The 16,927-nt window shown below is 50.6% G+C and carries 15 protein-coding genes; 14 read left to right on the top strand and 1 reads right to left on the bottom strand.

Translation table 11 applies throughout. The features are described 5' to 3' along the window. Positions 1 to 184 precede the first annotated feature (184 nt). The 6 genes from LMG33818_RS06840 (at position 185) to cobJ (ending at position 7,810) form a co-directional block, all read left to right on the top strand. Positions 185 to 2,311: a GNAT family N-acetyltransferase gene (locus LMG33818_RS06840; RefSeq protein WP_442322619.1), complete on the top strand. Its 2,127-nt coding sequence runs from the start codon at positions 185 to 187 to the stop codon at positions 2,309 to 2,311. Positions 2,312 to 2,450: 139 nt separating this feature from the next. Beyond that, positions 2,451 to 3,941, top strand: a complete 1,491-nt coding sequence (locus LMG33818_RS06835) for an aminoacyl-histidine dipeptidase (RefSeq protein ID WP_442322618.1) — start codon at positions 2,451 to 2,453, stop codon at positions 3,939 to 3,941. 25 nt (positions 3,942 to 3,966) lie between these two features. Beyond that, the gene (locus tag LMG33818_RS06830; protein WP_442322617.1) at positions 3,967 to 5,283 is read left to right on the top strand and encodes a 4Fe-4S domain-containing protein; all 1,317 of its coding nucleotides are present in this window, start codon (positions 3,967 to 3,969) and stop codon (positions 5,281 to 5,283) included. Between the two features lie 321 nt (positions 5,284 to 5,604). Next, entirely contained in the window at positions 5,605 to 6,240 is a 636-nt protein-coding gene (locus LMG33818_RS06825; RefSeq protein ID WP_442322616.1) for a precorrin-8X methylmutase, read from the top strand. Positions 6,241 to 6,251: 11 nt separating this feature from the next. Continuing rightward, positions 6,252 to 7,055: a precorrin-2 C(20)-methyltransferase gene (locus LMG33818_RS06820; protein ID WP_442322615.1), complete on the top strand. Its 804-nt coding sequence runs from the start codon at positions 6,252 to 6,254 to the stop codon at positions 7,053 to 7,055. Beyond that, positions 7,037 to 7,810 carry a precorrin-3B C(17)-methyltransferase gene (gene cobJ / locus LMG33818_RS06815; RefSeq protein WP_442322614.1) on the top strand — a complete coding sequence of 258 codons (774 nt, stop codon included), beginning with the start codon at positions 7,037 to 7,039 and terminating at the stop codon, positions 7,808 to 7,810. Before LMG33818_RS06820 ends, cobJ begins: the two co-directional genes overlap by 19 nt. Before the next feature lie 122 nt (positions 7,811 to 7,932). Here the strand turns inward: cobJ and LMG33818_RS06810 are convergent, their stop codons facing one another. Beyond that, positions 7,933 to 8,784, bottom strand: a complete 852-nt coding sequence (locus LMG33818_RS06810) for a cobalt-precorrin-6A reductase (RefSeq protein ID WP_442322613.1) — start codon at positions 8,782 to 8,784, stop codon at positions 7,933 to 7,935. A 245-nt stretch (positions 8,785 to 9,029) separates the two neighbouring features. Between LMG33818_RS06810 and cbiE the strand changes: the two genes are divergently transcribed. From cbiE to pssA, 8 genes are all read left to right on the top strand, one after another. After that, the gene (cbiE, locus tag LMG33818_RS06805; RefSeq protein WP_442322612.1) at positions 9,030 to 10,385 is read left to right on the top strand and encodes a precorrin-6y C5,15-methyltransferase (decarboxylating) subunit CbiE; all 1,356 of its coding nucleotides are present in this window, start codon (positions 9,030 to 9,032) and stop codon (positions 10,383 to 10,385) included. 88 nt (positions 10,386 to 10,473) lie between these two features. Beyond that, a complete protein-coding gene (cobM, locus tag LMG33818_RS06800; RefSeq protein ID WP_442322611.1) occupies positions 10,474 to 11,226 on the top strand; it encodes a precorrin-4 C(11)-methyltransferase in 753 nt (250 codons plus the stop codon). Positions 11,227 to 11,683: 457 nt separating this feature from the next. After that, the gene (gene rpmB, locus LMG33818_RS06795; RefSeq protein ID WP_442322610.1) at positions 11,684 to 11,920 is read left to right on the top strand and encodes a 50S ribosomal protein L28; all 237 of its coding nucleotides are present in this window, start codon (positions 11,684 to 11,686) and stop codon (positions 11,918 to 11,920) included. A 119-nt stretch (positions 11,921 to 12,039) separates the two neighbouring features. After that, on the top strand, positions 12,040 to 12,195 hold the full coding sequence (gene rpmG, locus LMG33818_RS06790; protein ID WP_027704854.1) for a 50S ribosomal protein L33: 156 nt from the start codon (positions 12,040 to 12,042) through the stop codon (positions 12,193 to 12,195). Positions 12,196 to 12,315: 120 nt separating this feature from the next. Then, the gene (gene mutM / locus LMG33818_RS06785) at positions 12,316 to 13,131 is read left to right on the top strand and encodes a bifunctional DNA-formamidopyrimidine glycosylase/DNA-(apurinic or apyrimidinic site) lyase (RefSeq protein WP_442322609.1); all 816 of its coding nucleotides are present in this window, start codon (positions 12,316 to 12,318) and stop codon (positions 13,129 to 13,131) included. A gap of 47 nt (positions 13,132 to 13,178) precedes the next feature. Next, positions 13,179 to 14,369: a class I SAM-dependent rRNA methyltransferase gene (locus LMG33818_RS06780; RefSeq protein ID WP_442322608.1), complete on the top strand. Its 1,191-nt coding sequence runs from the start codon at positions 13,179 to 13,181 to the stop codon at positions 14,367 to 14,369. A 203-nt stretch (positions 14,370 to 14,572) separates the two neighbouring features. After that, a complete protein-coding gene (locus LMG33818_RS06775) occupies positions 14,573 to 15,586 on the top strand; it encodes a tryptophan--tRNA ligase (protein WP_442322607.1) in 1,014 nt (337 codons plus the stop codon). Between the two features lie 29 nt (positions 15,587 to 15,615). After that, positions 15,616 to 16,515 (top strand): CDP-diacylglycerol--serine O-phosphatidyltransferase, encoded by a 900-nt coding sequence (gene pssA, locus LMG33818_RS06770; protein WP_442322606.1) that lies wholly within the window; start codon positions 15,616 to 15,618, stop codon positions 16,513 to 16,515. Positions 16,516 to 16,927 lie beyond the last annotated feature (412 nt).

Genomic DNA, 16,927 nt, shown 5'->3' with positions numbered 1-16,927 from the left:
GGTGACTTCCAAAAAAACGTAGTGCATCCAATGTGATTTGCTATCAAGCGCGGAGAGCCTTCAAATGGCCTCCGCGCTTTTTTTTGGCCAGCGTTTGTAAAATTATCGTTTTGCCCCTCGTAGCTTGTTACTATTCATTTTCAATGATGTAACCGTGTCGTAAGGTCAAGTGAGGAGTCGGCTTTTGAGTTTGCCCGATACAGCGTTTGCTGAATTACATACCACATTGTTAAAGCGAGGCCAGCGTATGTTGGTCTGGTGGCAAATCGAGCCGGTTACTCAGCAGGAAGATCCTCTGGAGCAGCCTGAAACGCTATGGCGCACTTTGTTTCACGTTTATCCTCACGGTCGTATAACAGTCTGTGCGCCTATCGATCCCACTTCCTCGGAAACAGAGGATGAAGAGGGGACGTACGCTGGTCATCTGTCATGGGTCGAGCCTGGTCAGTCCCGTCGTTATTTGGGGCAGGAGTGTGATGTTGTCGTCATGGACATGCGCGCTGATTTTGATCCCGATGCGTTTGGCATTTTGACTGGTACGATTGCAGCGGGTGGAATTTGCCTTTTGATCACTACCCCAACGACCTTTTCAACACGTTATGGTGCGCGGCTATTACGTTTGTTATCGCAGTCACAAAACGTGGCCCGGTGGGATGGGATTGCTCTGACTCTCCCCACCTTGCCGGAAGCGCGCGATTGGACGCATGTTGTTGACGAATGGGGGTGCCTGACACCTGATCAGCATCAGGCGGTAGCTGCCATTGCGTCACTTAAGCGCCGACGCCCCTTGGTGCTTACCGCTGACCGAGGGCGCGGCAAGAGTGCAGCGCTGGGTATAGGGGCCTCACATCTGTTGAAAGAGAAAGGGGGCGAGATACACGTGACGGCCCCCAGTATGGAAACATTGGGCACCTTTTTTCAACAGCTACAACATCACCTGCCAGAAGGCCAACAACAGGGGCACCGTTTCGTTCACCCTAATGGGTGTGTGATCTATCAGGACCCTCTCTCGCTGGTGGATGCCTTTTCATCTGCCACTCCCCCCGGGGGAGACGGCAGTATCATGTTGGTCGATGAAGCTGCGGCCTTGCCCACCCACCTTCTGGTGAAATGCCTTGAGCGCTTTCCTCGTATAACGTTTGCCACAACGACACATGGTTACGAGGGGAGTGGACGCGGTTTTGCGGTACGTTTTCGTCGGTATCTGGATGAACAGACGCCTGACTGGTTGGCTCTTCCTCTTATGAATCCAGTGCGCTGGGCGGTGGGCGATCCGCTTGAGGCGTGTGTAGCTCAACTTTTGTGTCTGGATGCTGAACCTGATGATATTCAGCCCATGTTCGATGAGATACGCGTGGAGCGGCTAGACAGAGACCGGCTTGTTAAAAGTGAAAATTCGATCAAATCCCTGTTTGGACTGCTGGTACTGGCGCATTATCGTACGACTCCCAACGACCTTAAGCGTTTACTGGATCAGCGCGGTATTACATTGTGGATTGCGACCGGCAACCATCAACTGTTGGGTGTGTGTGTCAGTGCTGACGAAGGCGGGTATCAAACTCCATTAGCTGAAGAAGTGGCACGTGGCGAGCGTCGTTTGCCAGGAGAGCTATTGCCTCAATCGCTCGCGCTACATGAAGGTATCCGAGCTGCTGCGGAAGTTCGCTGGCGACGAATCATGCGTATTGTTGTCCATCCTGCTGTTCAGCGCAGGGGGGTGGGGCGTAAACTGATTGATACCATTGCCTATTACGCTGCGAGCAAAGGCGTCGCCATGTTAGGGGCCAGCTTTGGTGCGGTGCCCGAATTGATCAGCTTTTGGTCATCATTGGCATGTCAGCCATTGCGCCTGGGTTTAAAGCCGGAACGTGCAAGTGGTGAAAATGCCTTGATGGTCGGGCGGGCATTAAATGCCGAGGGTGCGGCGGTATTTCGACATTGCCGTACAAGTATGTTGGCTGCATTGGAGGACCGTCTGCCGCTTGAGCTTGGAGGGCTGGACCCGGTTGTCGTGAATGAGCTTATGCAGCCTGCGCCGATTCCCAGAACGGATGAATTGGAAATGGCCTTGCGTCGCCTTGGGGAAGCCCATGCTCCCCTGATTTCTTACCGTTCATTGCTGAAACAGCATTGGGGTGGATTGCGATCCAGCCTGGATTTGGAAGCACAACAGGGAATGGTGGCGTTGCTCTATCAAGGACACGACGAGCGCTGGTTGGCGCGCCGTTTTGGTCAAGTGGGACGCGCGGCCGGAGAGGCGCTATGGCGTGAATGGTGCCGCCAGATGCGGGTACAAAAAATACCCGAGTAGCGAATGTTCTCTTGGCCTTATGTCATGTTGATAGCCGTATAAATGTTGCGTTGTTATCGCGATGCGTCCAAATTGGCATTCATTCACCGACTAAAATTCAAATCAAATACAATGAAAATGCAAACGAAAGGAGTGTTTCATGTCTGACGTTGCCCCCAATGCCCATCTGGAGGAGCTGTCACCGGCACCACTATGGCGGCATTTCCGCATGTTGTGTAATACCCCTCGCCCCTCCGGGCAGGAAGAGGCCGTCATGCAGAATATTATTGCCTGGGCAAACGATAAGGGGTTCGAAACCTCCCGCGATCAGGTGGGTAATCTGTTGGTGCGCAAGCCGGCTACCCACGGCTATGAAAATGTACCTGTCGTCACATTGCAAAGCCATGTGGATATGGTGACACAGGCGGATGGTGATTACGATTTCACCCGAGAGCCGATTCATACCGAAGTCCGCGACGGTTGGTTATGGGCGAAAGGAACGACGCTGGGTGCTGATAACGGCATTGGTGCTGCGGGTGCTTTGGCGATTTTGGAAGATGATACGCTGGTGCATGGCCCATTGGAGGCACTCTTCACGGTATCCGAGGAAACGTCCATGGGTGGTGCTTCCGAGCTGGCCCCTGATTGGTTGAAAGGCCGTTACCTGCTCAATATGGACTCTGAGGACCGCGGTGAAGTCTATATTGGCTGTGCCGGTGGCGTGCATGTACGCATCGATGAAACATTCTCGATGGAACTGGCACCTGAGGGCTGGTCTTATATCGACATTGTCGTTAATGGTTTGCAAGGCGGCCATTCCGGCGTTGATATTTCAAAACAGTTGGGAAGCGCCAACCGTATTCTTCCAAGAGCGCTGTTAGCCATTAGTGAAGCATTGGAGAATGATGCGCTACGTTTGGTGTCCTATCAGGGGGGCCAAATGAGTAATGCGATAACACGCGCAGCCAATGCAATTATCGCTGTTCCTGCTGATAAAGAGTCAATCGTTGAGAAAACGATTTCAGAGGTGGCCAACAAGGTAAAAACCGAGCTGGCGGTGATGGAGCCGGATGTTAATCTGTCCACACGCGCACAATCGGCTTCGTCAGCGACATTGAGCCTTGCTGACTCACTGCGAGTCATTCGTCTGCTGGCGGCATTGCCTTATGGCGTAGAGCGTTATAGCGATGAACTCCCCGGTGTCGTGGAAACCTCGGATAATATCGGTATCGTTTCACTACAGGATGGTCAATTGAAAAGCGACGTGATGGTACGTTCTCTTCGTGACTCTGCCGCGTTGGATCTTTCCACACGTGTGGAAGCGCTGGCTCGACTCGGAGGATTTGAGCCGAAAAGCTCTTCTTTCTACCCTGGCTGGGTGCCTATTCCTGCTTCTCCGTTGTTGTCTCGTTTCGAGGCGATCCATAAGGAGATTGAAGGGCATGCCCCAGAGGTGAAAGTGATCCATGCTGGGTTGGAATGCGGCATCATCGGTGCGAAGTATCCTGATCTTGAGATGATCTCGTTTGGCCCAACGATCAAGGGTGCCCATTCACCCAGTGAACGTGTGGATTTAGCTGCCGTAGAAGCGTTTTGGAAGTTGCTGCATGCGACTGTTGAATCACTAGCGAAATCGCCTCTTCCCGCATGATGGATGCCAGCCGAAGGCGCTTTTCATGAAGCGCTTTCAATGCCCATCCCTTAATACCCCGATGGTGACGGGGGATGGGCTGCTGGTTCGTTTGCCACCTCTTGATGTTTTTCTTGATGGAAAACAGTGGCAACGGCTTATGCAGCTTGCCGCTCAAGAGGGTAATGGGTTGGTTGAAATAACGCAGCGTGGCAATATGCAGCTGCGAGGTTTTGACCACGCCTCTGCAGCCCATTTTACGCACAAGCTCCCTTTTGTTATTCCTCTTCCTCTTCCTCTTTCGCCTGTCGCCATCAGTTGTGAGCCTGATGACAAGGCTCTGCATATATTCGCCTATTCGCCTCGCTTTTCACGAAGTACTTCACCTTGGTCGTTTGTTTATCGGGAAACGCAGAACACAAGGGATATTGCATTGTTGGCTCGGCAATTGGATGCATGGCTAGGGCAGACCACCTTAACGTTCGCTCCTAAATGTAGCATTGTGATTGAGCATACAGGTGGTTGGGGCTACGGTTCCCTCCCTGCCGATGTGCGGTTACGAATAGCGCATGGTCGTTATTGGATAGGTGTAGGGGGGACTGCCAGAGAAGCGCGCTGGTATGAAGTTCGAAGTTCCCATGCATTGATGGAAGCTGCCAAAATCGTACTTGCTTCCATCGCTGAACTTGGGCCCTATGCGCGGGGGAGAGACGCCGCCAACCATCCTTTATTGGAAGAAAAGCTGCACGCTTCTGCGTGGGTGATTAAGCGGTGCAATTCTATATCCAACGCCATTCAGTGTGAGGGCGAGCACATTGCTTTAGGGCAGATGGATGACACGCATGCGGTGATATCACTTCCTTTTGGTGCATCCGATGTTCAGGCATTGAGTGCATTGGGGGAAGTGTGTTTTTTTCATGATGTGAAGCTGCGGCTTATACCTCAGCGGCGTTTGTTATTAAGAGGCATTCAAGCAGAAAAAGTGCTGAGCTTTGCCGAGCAGGTGGGTTATATCGTGCATGATAATGATGTACGCCAGAGAATGTTCGCCTGTCAGGGCGCTCCCGGTTGTGCATCTTCGTATCTTAATACGAGGGAAATGGCTACCTCTGCTATCCCATTGATGGAAAAATACGCTTCCAACAACGATAAGACGCTACATATTTCGGGGTGTGCCAAAGGGTGTGCCCATCCAGCCAAAGCCACTGTTACAGTGGTTGGGATGTCAGAAGCAGGGGAAGATCATGCTGCCATAGGTATGGTGATGCAAGGGCGTGCCCGAGCAATGGCAGGCGATATTATCGTCTCTGATCAGCAGAATTGGCGAGAGGTGCTTGATCGAGAAATGGGAGGCACTTCCTGAGCCCGGAAATATCCGTCATGCGTTTTTTATAAGCATTGTTCGCTATGTCTCGGCTGTTTCGTGACAATATGATGAATTAGAGTAGCTGTTTCCATTCTGTTTTCAGTACAATCCTGTTTTTGGTGTTTCTTTGCTCGATTATTGGGCTGGTATATTTTGGAAGTCAAAATATGCACGTATGTCGTTATATTTGTGGTTTTACGCCGTTGAAATTTCTCTTCATGTGAATAAAGCGTGCGAAGGCATTACTTTTTGATTCTAAAGTTGTCATCTTGATAGCCGACTAAACAGCGAACTTTTAATGTATTGGATGTAGGTGGTATGAGTACGTCTTTTGAATATCAACGTGATGGTCAGGCTATTTATCGGCAATCTTTCTCGATCATTCGCTCTGAAACTGATCTCAGCCGCTTTGATACGCTTGAAAGCGATATTGCTGTTCGGATGATTCATGCCTGCGGGGTCGTTGAGTTGGCGAATGCCATTGAATTTGGCTACGGCTTTGCCAAAACGGCTCGTAATGCAATCGTACAAGGCAAACCCATTTTTTGTGATGCTGAAATGGTGGATCGTGGCATTACACGTAAGCGACTTCCTGCTCACAATCCTGTTATTTGTACGCTGCGTCATGAGCGAACGGCTGCATTTGCTGAAGAGTTGGGTACCACTCGCTCGGCAGCGGCTATTTCGCTATGGGGTGAAGCGATGGAAGGGGCATTGGTTGTGGTGGGAAATGCACCAACAGCACTCTTTCATTTGCTGGAAGTTGTTGCTTCGGGTGGACCACGCCCTGCAGCCGTGATTGGTGTTCCGGTCGGATTTGTCGGCGCGGCAGAATCAAAGCAGGCATTGGCCGAGAGCCCATTGAAGCTCCCCTATGTAATCGTAAAAGGGCGCATGGGGGGGAGTGCTATTGCCTCTGCTGCTGTTAACGCCTTGGCGAGTGATGCATTGTGACGGTTTCCTCCATGCATATTGGCACACTTTACGGTGTGGGCGTTGGCCCCGGTGATCCTGAGTTGTTGACGCTCAAGGCATTCCGTATTCTTCAACATGTTGATGTAGTGGCTTATTTCGCTAAGGCGGGCAATCGCAGTTGCGCGCTTACCATCGCCCAAGCGCATATTCCTGACACAACTCGAACGCTTGCGATGGAATATCCCGTCACGACCGAGCTACCTCGTCACTCAGAGGAATACAAAGCGCAACTAAATACCTTCCACGATAACGCCAGCAAAGTGTTGGCTGATCTAATGGAAAGTGGCCTTTCAGTTGCGGTGATTTCTGAAGGAGACCCGCTTTTTTATGGTTCCTTCATGCACCTTCATATTCGCTTGGCAGCTCGATTCAAGACAGAAATTATTCCTGGTATTACAGGGATGTCAGGGAGCTGGTCCCTTGCACAAGTGCCAATTTGTCAGGGGGATGATGTTTTTAAAGTCGTGCCCGGTACCTTGGAAGAAGATCAGTTGGTTGAACAATTTCAGCAAAATGAAGCCATTGTGGTGATGAAAATCGGGCGTCATTTAGGAAATGTTCGTCAGGCACTGAAACGGGCGGGTCGCCTTCAACAAGCAATTTACGTGGAACGAGCCACACAGGAAAGGCAGCAGTTGGCCTTCTTGAAAGACAAGCCAACGAACCAGGCCCCCTATTTTTCACTGGTGTTGATCCCGGGGTTTGAAACAGCCGAGTACGATGCCTTGAAGGGGCATGTGGCAGGTGCACCCATTAACGAGTCAAGTAATACATCATGGCAACAGGACGTTTGAGTACAGGACATTTGAGTATCGTAGGGCTGGGGCCCGGTGATGCTTCACTGCTGACTGAACAAGCACGTCAGGTGCTTCAGAGGGCTGATCGATTATATGGATACCAGCCTTATCTTGACCGTCTACAGTTGGCCGAAGGGCAACAAGCCTTTCCTTCTGATAATCGTGTCGAGGCTGAGCGCGCATGCGAGGCATTGAAGGCAGCATGTGAGGGGTATCAGGTCGCCATGGTATCCGGCGGCGATCCGGGAGTATTCGCGATGGCATCTGCCGTTTGCGAACAAATTGAGGCGGGCCCTGCCGCTTTCAAACAATTGGATGTTGATGTCGTCCCGGGGATTAGCGCGATGCTTGCAGCTGCGGCGGCATGTGGTGCGCCACTGGGGAATGATTTTTGTGCCATTTCGCTCTCGAATAACCTGAAACCGTGGACATTGATCGAACATCGATTAAGGATGGCGGCACGTGCAGGTTTCGCGATGGCATATTACAACCCTATCTCAAAGGCGCGACCATGGCAGTTGGGGCAGGCATTCGGTGTGCTAAGAGAGGAGTTGGCAGATGATATCCCAGTGATATTCAGTCGTGCCATTACGCGTCCGGATCAGGAGATACGTGTCAGTACATTGGCCGAAGCGCAGGCTGAATGGGCAGATATGTCCACCTTGATCATCATAGGCACCGAGCACACTCGCATCATCGCTCGTGAGGGACGTTCCCCCTTGATCTACACGCCTCGATATATTCACCAATAGTCATTGGGTGACAATAAAAACGTGGGAAGAGAAAAGCGGCAGCAAAAAAGTTGGAAAAGAGGCGGTTACCTATTATGTAGACAGGCTGTGATACTGACTGAATAAATGGATTCCAGTACCATTCATCGGCCCCGTAGTATCCACTCAACAGCCTCTTCTACGCTACTCGCGCATACAAAATCCGGCAGTTCAGGGCGTTCTACCATGACGACCTTTACTCCGAGGGTTCTTGCTGCTTCCAGCTTTGCATACACCTGTGGGCTGCCACTGTTTTTGGTGACCAGGGTATCAATATGATAGCGCTGCATAAGTGCAAGTTCGTCAGTTTTGGAAAAGGGTCCGCGCGCCTGTAGCCACGTAACATGCATCAGTGCAGGGGGAGGGGTGATCGGTTCGATTGAACGCACGAGATAATGGTGCTGAGACTTGCCGTATTGTAAAGAAAGTTGCCGATCCAACTGCTCAAATGGCTCCAGCTGTTGGCGTCCAATGGTCAGAAAAACGTTGGAAGGCGTTGCTCCCAGCGAACGTGCTGCTTCTTCCATGTTCCTTGCGTGAACCCAATGATCTTCCCTCTGTGGCGACCAGGCAGGACGTTCAACACGCAAGGCAGGGATACCAACCTCTTTGGCAGCTTCGAAGGCGTTTCGGGCTATTTGAGCAGCGAAAGGGTGTGTCGCGACAACCAACGCATCTATTTCCTGAGTAGTGAGATAACGGGCTAATCCTTCCACACCGCCGAACCCTCCTGTACGTACAGATACCTGAGCTTTGGCGGATGTTTCGTTGACCTTGCAAGAGACAGTTTTCCTGGACGGTTTTGATGAGTTTGATGGTTTTTGTGAACGAGACGTTTGCGTTCTTCCTGCCAATGAGACTTCGATCTCAAGCTCAGGACAGTCAGCCAATTGTTCAGTGAGTGCCCGCGACTCTGCTGTTCCCCCAAGAATCAGGATATGGCGCCCGTTTTTCATAATCATCCTATCTGAATACTATTCTGTGGCTGACGTTATTATCTGTTTAATTGTCGTGGGATGTCAGCCTATAGCCAAGGATAGTCTGTCCGTTAATAGATAAATGCGGATTGATAGATGTTGGCTGAGGTGGCTCACTGAAGGGGGTATAATGGGATCATCTCTGTAAAATTTGACTTATTCTTCGAGCATGATGTCACTCGAACCCTTTAAAAAGTATCCCTATGAATGGAAATTCCTGACGGATGACTGATTCCACTTCTGATCATGCATCACATGAGTCCCTGAATAGCGGCGTGCCATCTCGGCTACAGGCAGCTGTTTCACCAGAAACATCCTTACCCGCGTCATCGCCATGGCTGACGATTATCGGCGTTAATGAAGATGGCGTGGAAGGTTTGTCTGGTAAAGCGAAGGAAGCCATTTCGAAAGCCGCATGGGTGATTGGGGGGAAGCGACATCTGGCGCATGTCCATTCGCTGATTGAAGGAAGAACACATGAATGGACGTCTCCTCTTTCAGAGAGTCTGGAATTCATCTCACAATTACAGGCGGCGGGGCAAGCGGTCGTTGTATTGGCATCGGGTGACCCCTTCTTTTACGGTATAGGCAGCGTCCTCACGCGGTTTATTCCTTTTGATGAAATGGTAGTACTTCCTGCGCCATCGGCATTAACACTGGCCTGTGCTGTAGTGGGGTGGGCGCAGTCATCGGTCAATGTTGTGTCACTTTGCGGCCGTCCTCTTGAGACATTGGGCCCGCACCTGGAGGATGGCCGCAAGTTGTTGGTACTGACTTCAGGAAGACATGCACCCGCCGACATCGTGACCTATCTGCGTGACCACCACTATGGTGATTCTTTGGGCATATTGCTGGAAGCATTGGGTGGTCCGGCACAACGTGTTTTGCCTTTCAAGGTGAATGATTTCGAGATTCATGAAGACGATATCAATCCCCTCAATATGTTGGCGCTTACGCTTTCTCATGAAAAATCTTCGAATGAGATGCGAAAAACGACGAGCCTGCCCGATGCGGGCATGGGACTTCCCGGGCGAGAAAGTGCTTTATTCCAACATGATGGACAGATAACGCGTCGCGACATTCGTGCCTTGTCAATCTCACGGCTTCAACCCCGGTCAGATGAAGTCCTGTGGGATTTAGGTGCCGGTTCAGGTGCGATATCCATCGAGTGGCTGTTATCGAACCCATCCCTACGGGCTGTCGCAGTTGAGCAGCATCGTCAACGCGCCGCTTCCATTCGCTATAATGCGGAAATGTTCAACGTGAGTGAACGGCTCACCCTTATGGAAGGCTCTCTAAAGGAAAAAATACCTCAATTAGAGGGCCAGCCGGACGCCGTTTTTATCGGGGGAGGTGCGTCGGCTACGGTGATTGAGCTGGTCATCGACCGATTACCCTCTGGGGGGCGGTTGGTATTGAATGCGGTGACACTTCAAACAGAGCAATTGGTGGCCGAATTTCAGCAAAAAATCGGGGGTGAATTGACGCGTATCGCCCTGGAACACCTGACACCTCTAGGGAAGCTTAGCGGCTGGACACCCGCCCGAACGATTGTTCAGTGGTACTGGAAAAAGCCCTGATGGTATCCGTCATAAAACACTTGTTTAGCAGTCCATAACCTGTTCCCTGATAACGCATGAACTATCAACGGCAAGGAAGTACACGAACGTGACAGTACATTTTATTGGTGCGGGCCCGGGTGCCTTTGACCTGATTACAGTCCGCGGTAGTCAATTGTTGGCGCGGTGTTCTGTGTGCCTTTATGCCGGCTCGACCGTTGATGAAAAAATGTTAGCGTACTGTCCCGTTGATGCACGAAAAGTCGATACATCACGGCTTGATCTAGCTGCTATTCAGGCGGAATACCAGCGGGCATGGGCACGTGGGGAAGAGGTTGCACGGTTGCATTCGGGGGATTTGTCCCTCTACAGCGCATTGGCGGAGCAGTTAAAAGTACTGGAAGCTTTGGGTATTCCTTACACGTTGACGCCTGGAGTCCCGGCCTTTGCCGCTGCGTCTGCTGCATTAGGGCAGGAATTGACGGTGCCTGAGCTTGCGCAGAGCCTTGTGCTGACGAGGTTGTCAGGCCGAGCATCCAAAATGCCCGATGCTGAAAAGTTGGAAACCTTTGCTCAAACCGGTGCAACGCTGGCGATTCATCTGGCCATCCATCGCTTGGATGAGATCGTTGAGCGATTGACGCCTTTTTATGGTGAAGAGTGCCCTGTCGCTCTTGTGTATCGTGCCAGCTGGGAAGAAGAACGTTTAATGACGGGAACACTTGGTTCTATTGTGGCTGATTTCAGAAAAGCGCCCATGGAACGCAGTGTCCTGATATTGGTGGGAAATGCGCTGGGAGCTACAGAGTTTCGCCATAGCGCACTCTACCAAACGAACTATTGCCGTCGCTTTCGCCCATAAAAACGCCCGTCGAAGGTCGCGTGAAGCTCAGGGTGAAAAGCGAAAATTCATGTACAAGTTTGCGTTGATCTCCTGATTCTGGTATAAAATGGCGCCTTTGATAACCGCGCTCGTTTCAATAACAGTCAGTTTCACCCCCTATCGGCATTGCCGGGGGATGTATTGTTGACTGAACACGGATTGAACGGGAGTTCGGGCAATTACCCCGGGTCTTTACGGCTCACGGAAGCCGAAGCGTTATCAACAGTGACACAGGTTTCTTGATTTTCACCAGGTTTACGACTCGGTAATAGTGGCTTCGTTGTGCCATGAGTTCAGTGTCTGTCCCCTGTTCTCGTATCCGGCCTTATGGCAAGGGTTTGCGCGCAGTTGTCGCAGGTGAAAATTGGATAGATGATTTCTGGTTGGACCCGTCACCCACGAGTTCGATCGGCCAGGCCAATTATTGGAGGCACGCATGTCCCAGGTATGTCAGGTCACCGGCAAGCGTCCGGTGACGGGTAACAACGTTTCTCACTCCCAGCGCAAGACGCGTCGTCGGTTCATTCCGAATCTTCACACGCATCGTTTCTGGGTTGAGAGCGAAAAGCGCTTTGTAAAACTTCGTGTATCTACCAAAGGTATGCGTATTATCGATAAAAAAGGCATTGATCAGGTTCTCAGCGAGCTGCGTGCTCGTGGCGAGCGTCTCTGATCCCGAGTCGGCCATTGCAGTCGGTTGTCTGAATGTAGTTTTCGAGATGTAGTGGTCTGAATGCATCAGGCAGTTTGCCACTGTATATCAAGCTCGTAACAGCTGGAGAGTACTAAATCATGCGTGACAAGATTAAGCTGGTTTCATCAGCAGGTACTGGACACTTCTACACTACCAACAAGAACAAGCGTAATACGCCTGACAAGTTGGAATTCAAGAAGTATGATCCTGTCGTACGTAAGCACGTGATTTACCGCGAAGCTAAAATCAAGTAAGACGCCAAGCGAAAATCAAGTGTAGCGGCCTTAGGGTCGACATGGGAGTCATCCCACTCAGCATAACCCGGCCACCGTGCCGGGTTATGTGCGTTAGGGAAGTTGAAAGGGGATTGTGCTATGCCTGAATTGCCCGAAGTGGAGACAACCAAGCGTGGAATTGCTCCCTACATAGAGCATCATCGGATAGAGCAGGTGACTATTCGGGAAACTCGATTTAGAACACCTGTTCCTGACTCACTGGCTGAGCGCCTCCTGTATCAGCAGATTGGGCAAATTTCCCGTCGAGCCAAATATTTGCTCTTGCCCGTTGCTGATGGCCACCTGCTATGGCATCTGGGAATGTCTGGAAGCCTTCGCCTCGAAAAACCTGAAGCATCGCTGAAAAAACATGATCATATTCAGCTAACGATGAGTTCTGGCTGGCAACTCCGTTATCATGACCCTCGTCGTTTTGGGTTCGTCGATTTTATCGAAGATGACCCCATGTCTGATTCGCGTCTGACATCGCTTGGTCCGGAACCTTTATCTCCCATTTTGACAGGCAACTATCTCTACAGGGCTTCACGCGGTAAAAAATCATCGGTGAAAACATTCATTATGGATAATGCTGTTGTTGTAGGGGTGGGTAATATTTATGCCAGTGAAGCCCTTTTTATGTCAGGTATAGATCCAAGGCGTGCAGCCGGTCGCATCTCTTTGGAAAGATATCGGCGATTATCGGTAGCCATTAAGGACGTGCTCTCGTCTGCTATCGAACAGGGGGGAACGACGCTTCGAGATTTCGTCAGTGGCCAGGGGGAGCCGGGCTATTTTGCTCAGAAATTGAACGTTTACGGGCGCTCAGGGGCTGAATGCTTACGTTGTGGAACAACACTGCGTAATATAGTTTTAGGGCAGCGGGCCAGTGTGTACTGTCCCAACTGCCAGCGTTGATGGGGCGGTCTGATGCTTTGTCACGTTTATTCACCTAAAGGAAATGGATGATGCAACGACTTCGCTTGAAAAAAAATGCAGATCGACGCATAAAGTCGGGGCATCTGTGGGTGTATTCCAACGAAATTGATATCACAGAAACGCCGTTGAAGGCACTGGAGCCCGGGGCTCAGGCTGTGATAGAAGAAGCGAGCGGGCGAGCGCTGGGAGTGGCCTATGTCAATCCAAATTCGTTGATATGCGCCCGTATAGTTTCGCGGGATGCTTCGACTCCCCTGAATCGCTCCCTGTTTGTGCACCGTTTTCAGCAAGCCCTTGGGTTGCGTGAACGTGTTTTTGCCAAGCCTTTTTATCGTCTGGTTCATGGTGAGGGTGATCTCTTGCCCGGGCTGGTGATCGATCGTTTCAATGATGTCCTGGTTCTTCAGCTTAATACGCTGGGTATGGAAGCCTTGAAAGCCGACATCATCGATGCCCTTGAGAAAGTGATCAATCCGCGTGTAATCGTGCTTCGAAATGATAGCAGTGGGCGCCGATTGGAGAATCTGGACCAGTCGATCGATGTGGTGAAGGGTGAGTTTGACGGCATATTACATTTGGAAGAGAACGGCGTTCAGTTTCAGGCTTCGGCACTAAAAGGGCAAAAAACCGGTTGGTTTTATGACCACCGTCCCAATCGGGCATGGCTGAATCAACTTGTGGCGGGTAAGCGCGTTCTGGATGTCTTCAGTTATGTAGGGGGATGGGGTATTCAGGCAGCTGCTTATGGCGCTTCCGAAGTGACATTTATCGACAGCTCCGCTTCAGCATTGGATCAGGTGGCCATCAATGCGACCCTCAATGAGGTTGAAGATCGCGTTACGATGTTGGAAGGCGATGCCTTTGAAGCATTGGCAAGCCTTAAGGCAGATCGCGAACAGTTCGATATTGTTATTGTTGATCCGCCGGCATTTATTCGCAAACGCAAGGATATTCCCAATGGCGAGCGTGCCTACGGGCGTCTTAATCGAGAGGCGATGCGTCTACTTGGTCGTGATGGATTACTGATGTCGGGTTCCTGTTCCATGCATTTGGATCCCGCGCGGTTAACGGATATTGTGCGTGGTGCTGCCCGTCATCAGGATCGACATGGACAAATTATCTACGAAGGGCGTCAAGGGGCTGATCATCCCGTTCATCCCGCTATTCCGGAAACAGCCTATTTGAAAGCCTTGGGCGTTCGAATTTTCATGGATTGATGTTACCTTCGAGTATCTTACCCTGATTGTGGGCTCCGGTGGCCGCTGCTGTTTTGTGTTTCCATGCCTTAACAGCAGCCTGCTTCGCTTTATAGTACACTCATGCAACTATGCATGTGGCTGTCATGCCGTAGCAATGGTTACGCTGTGATTCGCCTCGCAAAAAATCAATTTTACATTTCGGTTAGAGCTACCATTCAGATATGACCAAGACACGCGTATTAACCGGTATTACCACTACGGGTATCCCTCACCTGGGGAACTATGTGGGGGCCATTCGTCCCGCTATTCAGGCAAGTCAGGATCCTAACGTTCAGTCCTATTATTTTCTTGCGGATCTTCATGCACTGATCAAGGCTCAGGATCCAGCACGGGTACAGGAATCAAGACTTGCCATTGCGGCAACATGGATGGCGCTCGGGTTGGATACAGACAACGCGATCTTTTACCGTCAATCGGATGTACCTGAAGTCAACCAGCTGACCTGGCTTCTAACCTGTGTCACAGCCAAGGGGTTGATGAACAGAGCCCATGCTTACAAGGCTGCCGTTGCTGATAATGAAGAAGCAGGTATTGCTGACGCTGATCGTGGAATCACCATGGGGCTTTTCAGTTACCCTGTGCTTATGGCAGCGGATATCTTGCTTTTCAATGCGAATCGAGTGCCGGTTGGTCGAGATCAGATTCAGCATATTGAAATGGCGCGTGACATAGCAGGGCGGTTTAATCATATTTTCAAAGAGAACTTTTTTACGTTCCCTGAAGCCCAAGTGGATGATCGCGTTGAAGTGTTGAATGGTTTGGATGGACGAAAGATGTCCAAAAGTTATGACAATACCATTCCGCTGTTCGTACCAGAGAAAAAACTGCTGAAGTTGGTGCGCAAGATCAAAACCAATTCTCTTGAGCCTGGTGAGCCCAAAGATCCTGAGGGTTGCACGTTATTCCAGATATACAGTGCCTTCTCTGATGAGCAGGCAACGGCGGATATGCGTAAGCGTTATGAAGAGGGTATTGGTTGGGGCGAGGCCAAGAATATTCTGTTTGAAACGTTGAATGAGCACCTGCGAGAACCTCGAGAGCGTTATAACGAGCTGCTTGAAAATACGGATGAGATTGAAAAGGTATTGGCTCGTGGCGCTGAGCGTGCCCGCGATGAGGCTGCTCCATTTGTTGATCGGTTATATCGTGCAGTGGGTCTTGGGCGCTTTGCCTAATTGTTTTTTCGAGTGAAAAGGGCATGACTATGTCGAATGATTCTCAGAATTCGAGGCGAGAAACGCCCTTGCAGCAGTCCAGAAAATCGACCAGGCGCAGTCGTCCACGCGATCCATTCCGCGATTTTCGTGAAGATACCGAAATTGTGGAGGAAGTAGAGCGTGACGGCGAAAAAGTACGCCGCAAGGGTATTTACCTTCTTCCCAATCTGTTCACGACCGGGGCTTTGTTTGCAGGGTTCTTTTCTGTTATTTCAGGTCTGAATGGTGATTTCTCTACCGCTGCTATTGCCATCTTTGTATCCATGGTTCTTGATGGTTGTGATGGGCGTGTGGCACGGATGACCAACACGCAAAGTGCATTCGGTGCGGAATATGATAGTCTTGCGGACATGCTTTCCTTTGGCGTGGCTCCTGCGGTTGTAGCATTCAGTTGGTCACTACAGGCGCTTGGGAAGTTCGGATGGATTTGTGCCTTCGTTTTCGTCGCAGGCGCTGCGCTTCGTTTGGCACGCTTTAATGTCCAAATAGGAAGCATCGATAAAAAGTGGTTTATTGGTTTGCCCAGCCCTTCTGCGGCGGCAGTTGTGGCGAGTAGTGTTTGGTCTTTCCATAATTTCGGCATCCACTCTTATGCCTTCGATGGTTTGATGGCTGTAATTGTGGCGGCCGCGGGCATCCTGATGGTGAGCAATATTCGCTATTACAGTTTCAAGGAAATTGATTTTCGTGGGCCTGTACCGTTTGTAGCCTTGCTTGCTATTGTCATGGCCTTCGTGGTGATTTCGCTGCAACCCTCCGTTGTGCTTTTACTTCTCTTCGGCGGTTATTCCTTATCCGGGCCGATTGTCTCTGTTATTCGTAGCCTTCGCTTGCGTTCGAAAAAGCGTAAACGCCGCCGCCGTCAGGCTGAACGCCGCGCGAATTAGCTATTTCGTTGCGTTTTCGGTGGTGAGAGCGCAGTGGATTGTAAATAAATTGTTATTTTTCCCTTGCAATCCCCCTCGTTAATCAGTAAAGTACGCCACCGCTGCAGAGGCAAGGCCTGGCAGCGGTTGAGTAAGTAATGAAGTTGAGTTTAATTTAATCAATTGATTTTGCTTTGTTTTTTACGGTTGGCGGTTCGCTGTTTGGTTTTCAGTTAACGAAAACGGAAACGAAAAAACAGTTGACATTTCAACGCCAATCAGTAGAATACTCATCCACTCGAACGGGGCGGTGTTCACACCTTCTCATTCGAAAGCTCTTTAACAAGTCGATCAGGCAATTTGTGTGGGCGCTCGTTTCGATTCAGACAGCAATGTCATGGATGCTGAGCTTCACTTGTGAAGCGAACAGATC

It is taken from the genome of Cernens ardua (assembly GCF_051251085.1).
Taxonomy (GTDB): Bacteria; Pseudomonadota; Gammaproteobacteria; order Pseudomonadales; family Halomonadaceae; genus Cernens; species Cernens ardua.
This window is presented reverse-complemented; position numbering and strand designations above follow the sequence as displayed.

Bases quoted from the DNA above. Each gene is read 5' to 3' on its own strand.
- LMG33818_RS06835 (WP_442322618.1), top strand. From the start codon at position 2,451: ATGTCTGACGTTGCCCCCAATGCCCATCTGGAGGAGCTGTCACCGGCA.
- LMG33818_RS06830 (WP_442322617.1), top strand. From the start codon at position 3,967: ATGAAGCGCTTTCAATGCCCATCCCTTAATACCCCGATGGTGACGGGG.
- LMG33818_RS06825 (WP_442322616.1), top strand. From the start codon at position 5,605: ATGAGTACGTCTTTTGAATATCAACGTGATGGTCAGGCTATTTATCGG.
- LMG33818_RS06820 (WP_442322615.1), top strand. From the start codon at position 6,252: ATGCATATTGGCACACTTTACGGTGTGGGCGTTGGCCCCGGTGATCCT.
- cobJ (WP_442322614.1), top strand. From the start codon at position 7,037: ATGGCAACAGGACGTTTGAGTACAGGACATTTGAGTATCGTAGGGCTG.
- LMG33818_RS06810 (WP_442322613.1), bottom strand. From the start codon at position 8,784: ATGAAAAACGGGCGCCATATCCTGATTCTTGGGGGAACAGCAGAGTCG.
- cbiE (WP_442322612.1), top strand. From the start codon at position 9,030: ATGACTGATTCCACTTCTGATCATGCATCACATGAGTCCCTGAATAGC.
- rpmB (WP_442322610.1), top strand. From the start codon at position 11,684: ATGTCCCAGGTATGTCAGGTCACCGGCAAGCGTCCGGTGACGGGTAAC.
- rpmG (WP_027704854.1), top strand. From the start codon at position 12,040: ATGCGTGACAAGATTAAGCTGGTTTCATCAGCAGGTACTGGACACTTC.
- mutM (WP_442322609.1), top strand. From the start codon at position 12,316: ATGCCTGAATTGCCCGAAGTGGAGACAACCAAGCGTGGAATTGCTCCC.
- LMG33818_RS06780 (WP_442322608.1), top strand. From the start codon at position 13,179: ATGATGCAACGACTTCGCTTGAAAAAAAATGCAGATCGACGCATAAAG.
- LMG33818_RS06775 (WP_442322607.1), top strand. From the start codon at position 14,573: ATGACCAAGACACGCGTATTAACCGGTATTACCACTACGGGTATCCCT.
- pssA (WP_442322606.1), top strand. From the start codon at position 15,616: ATGTCGAATGATTCTCAGAATTCGAGGCGAGAAACGCCCTTGCAGCAG.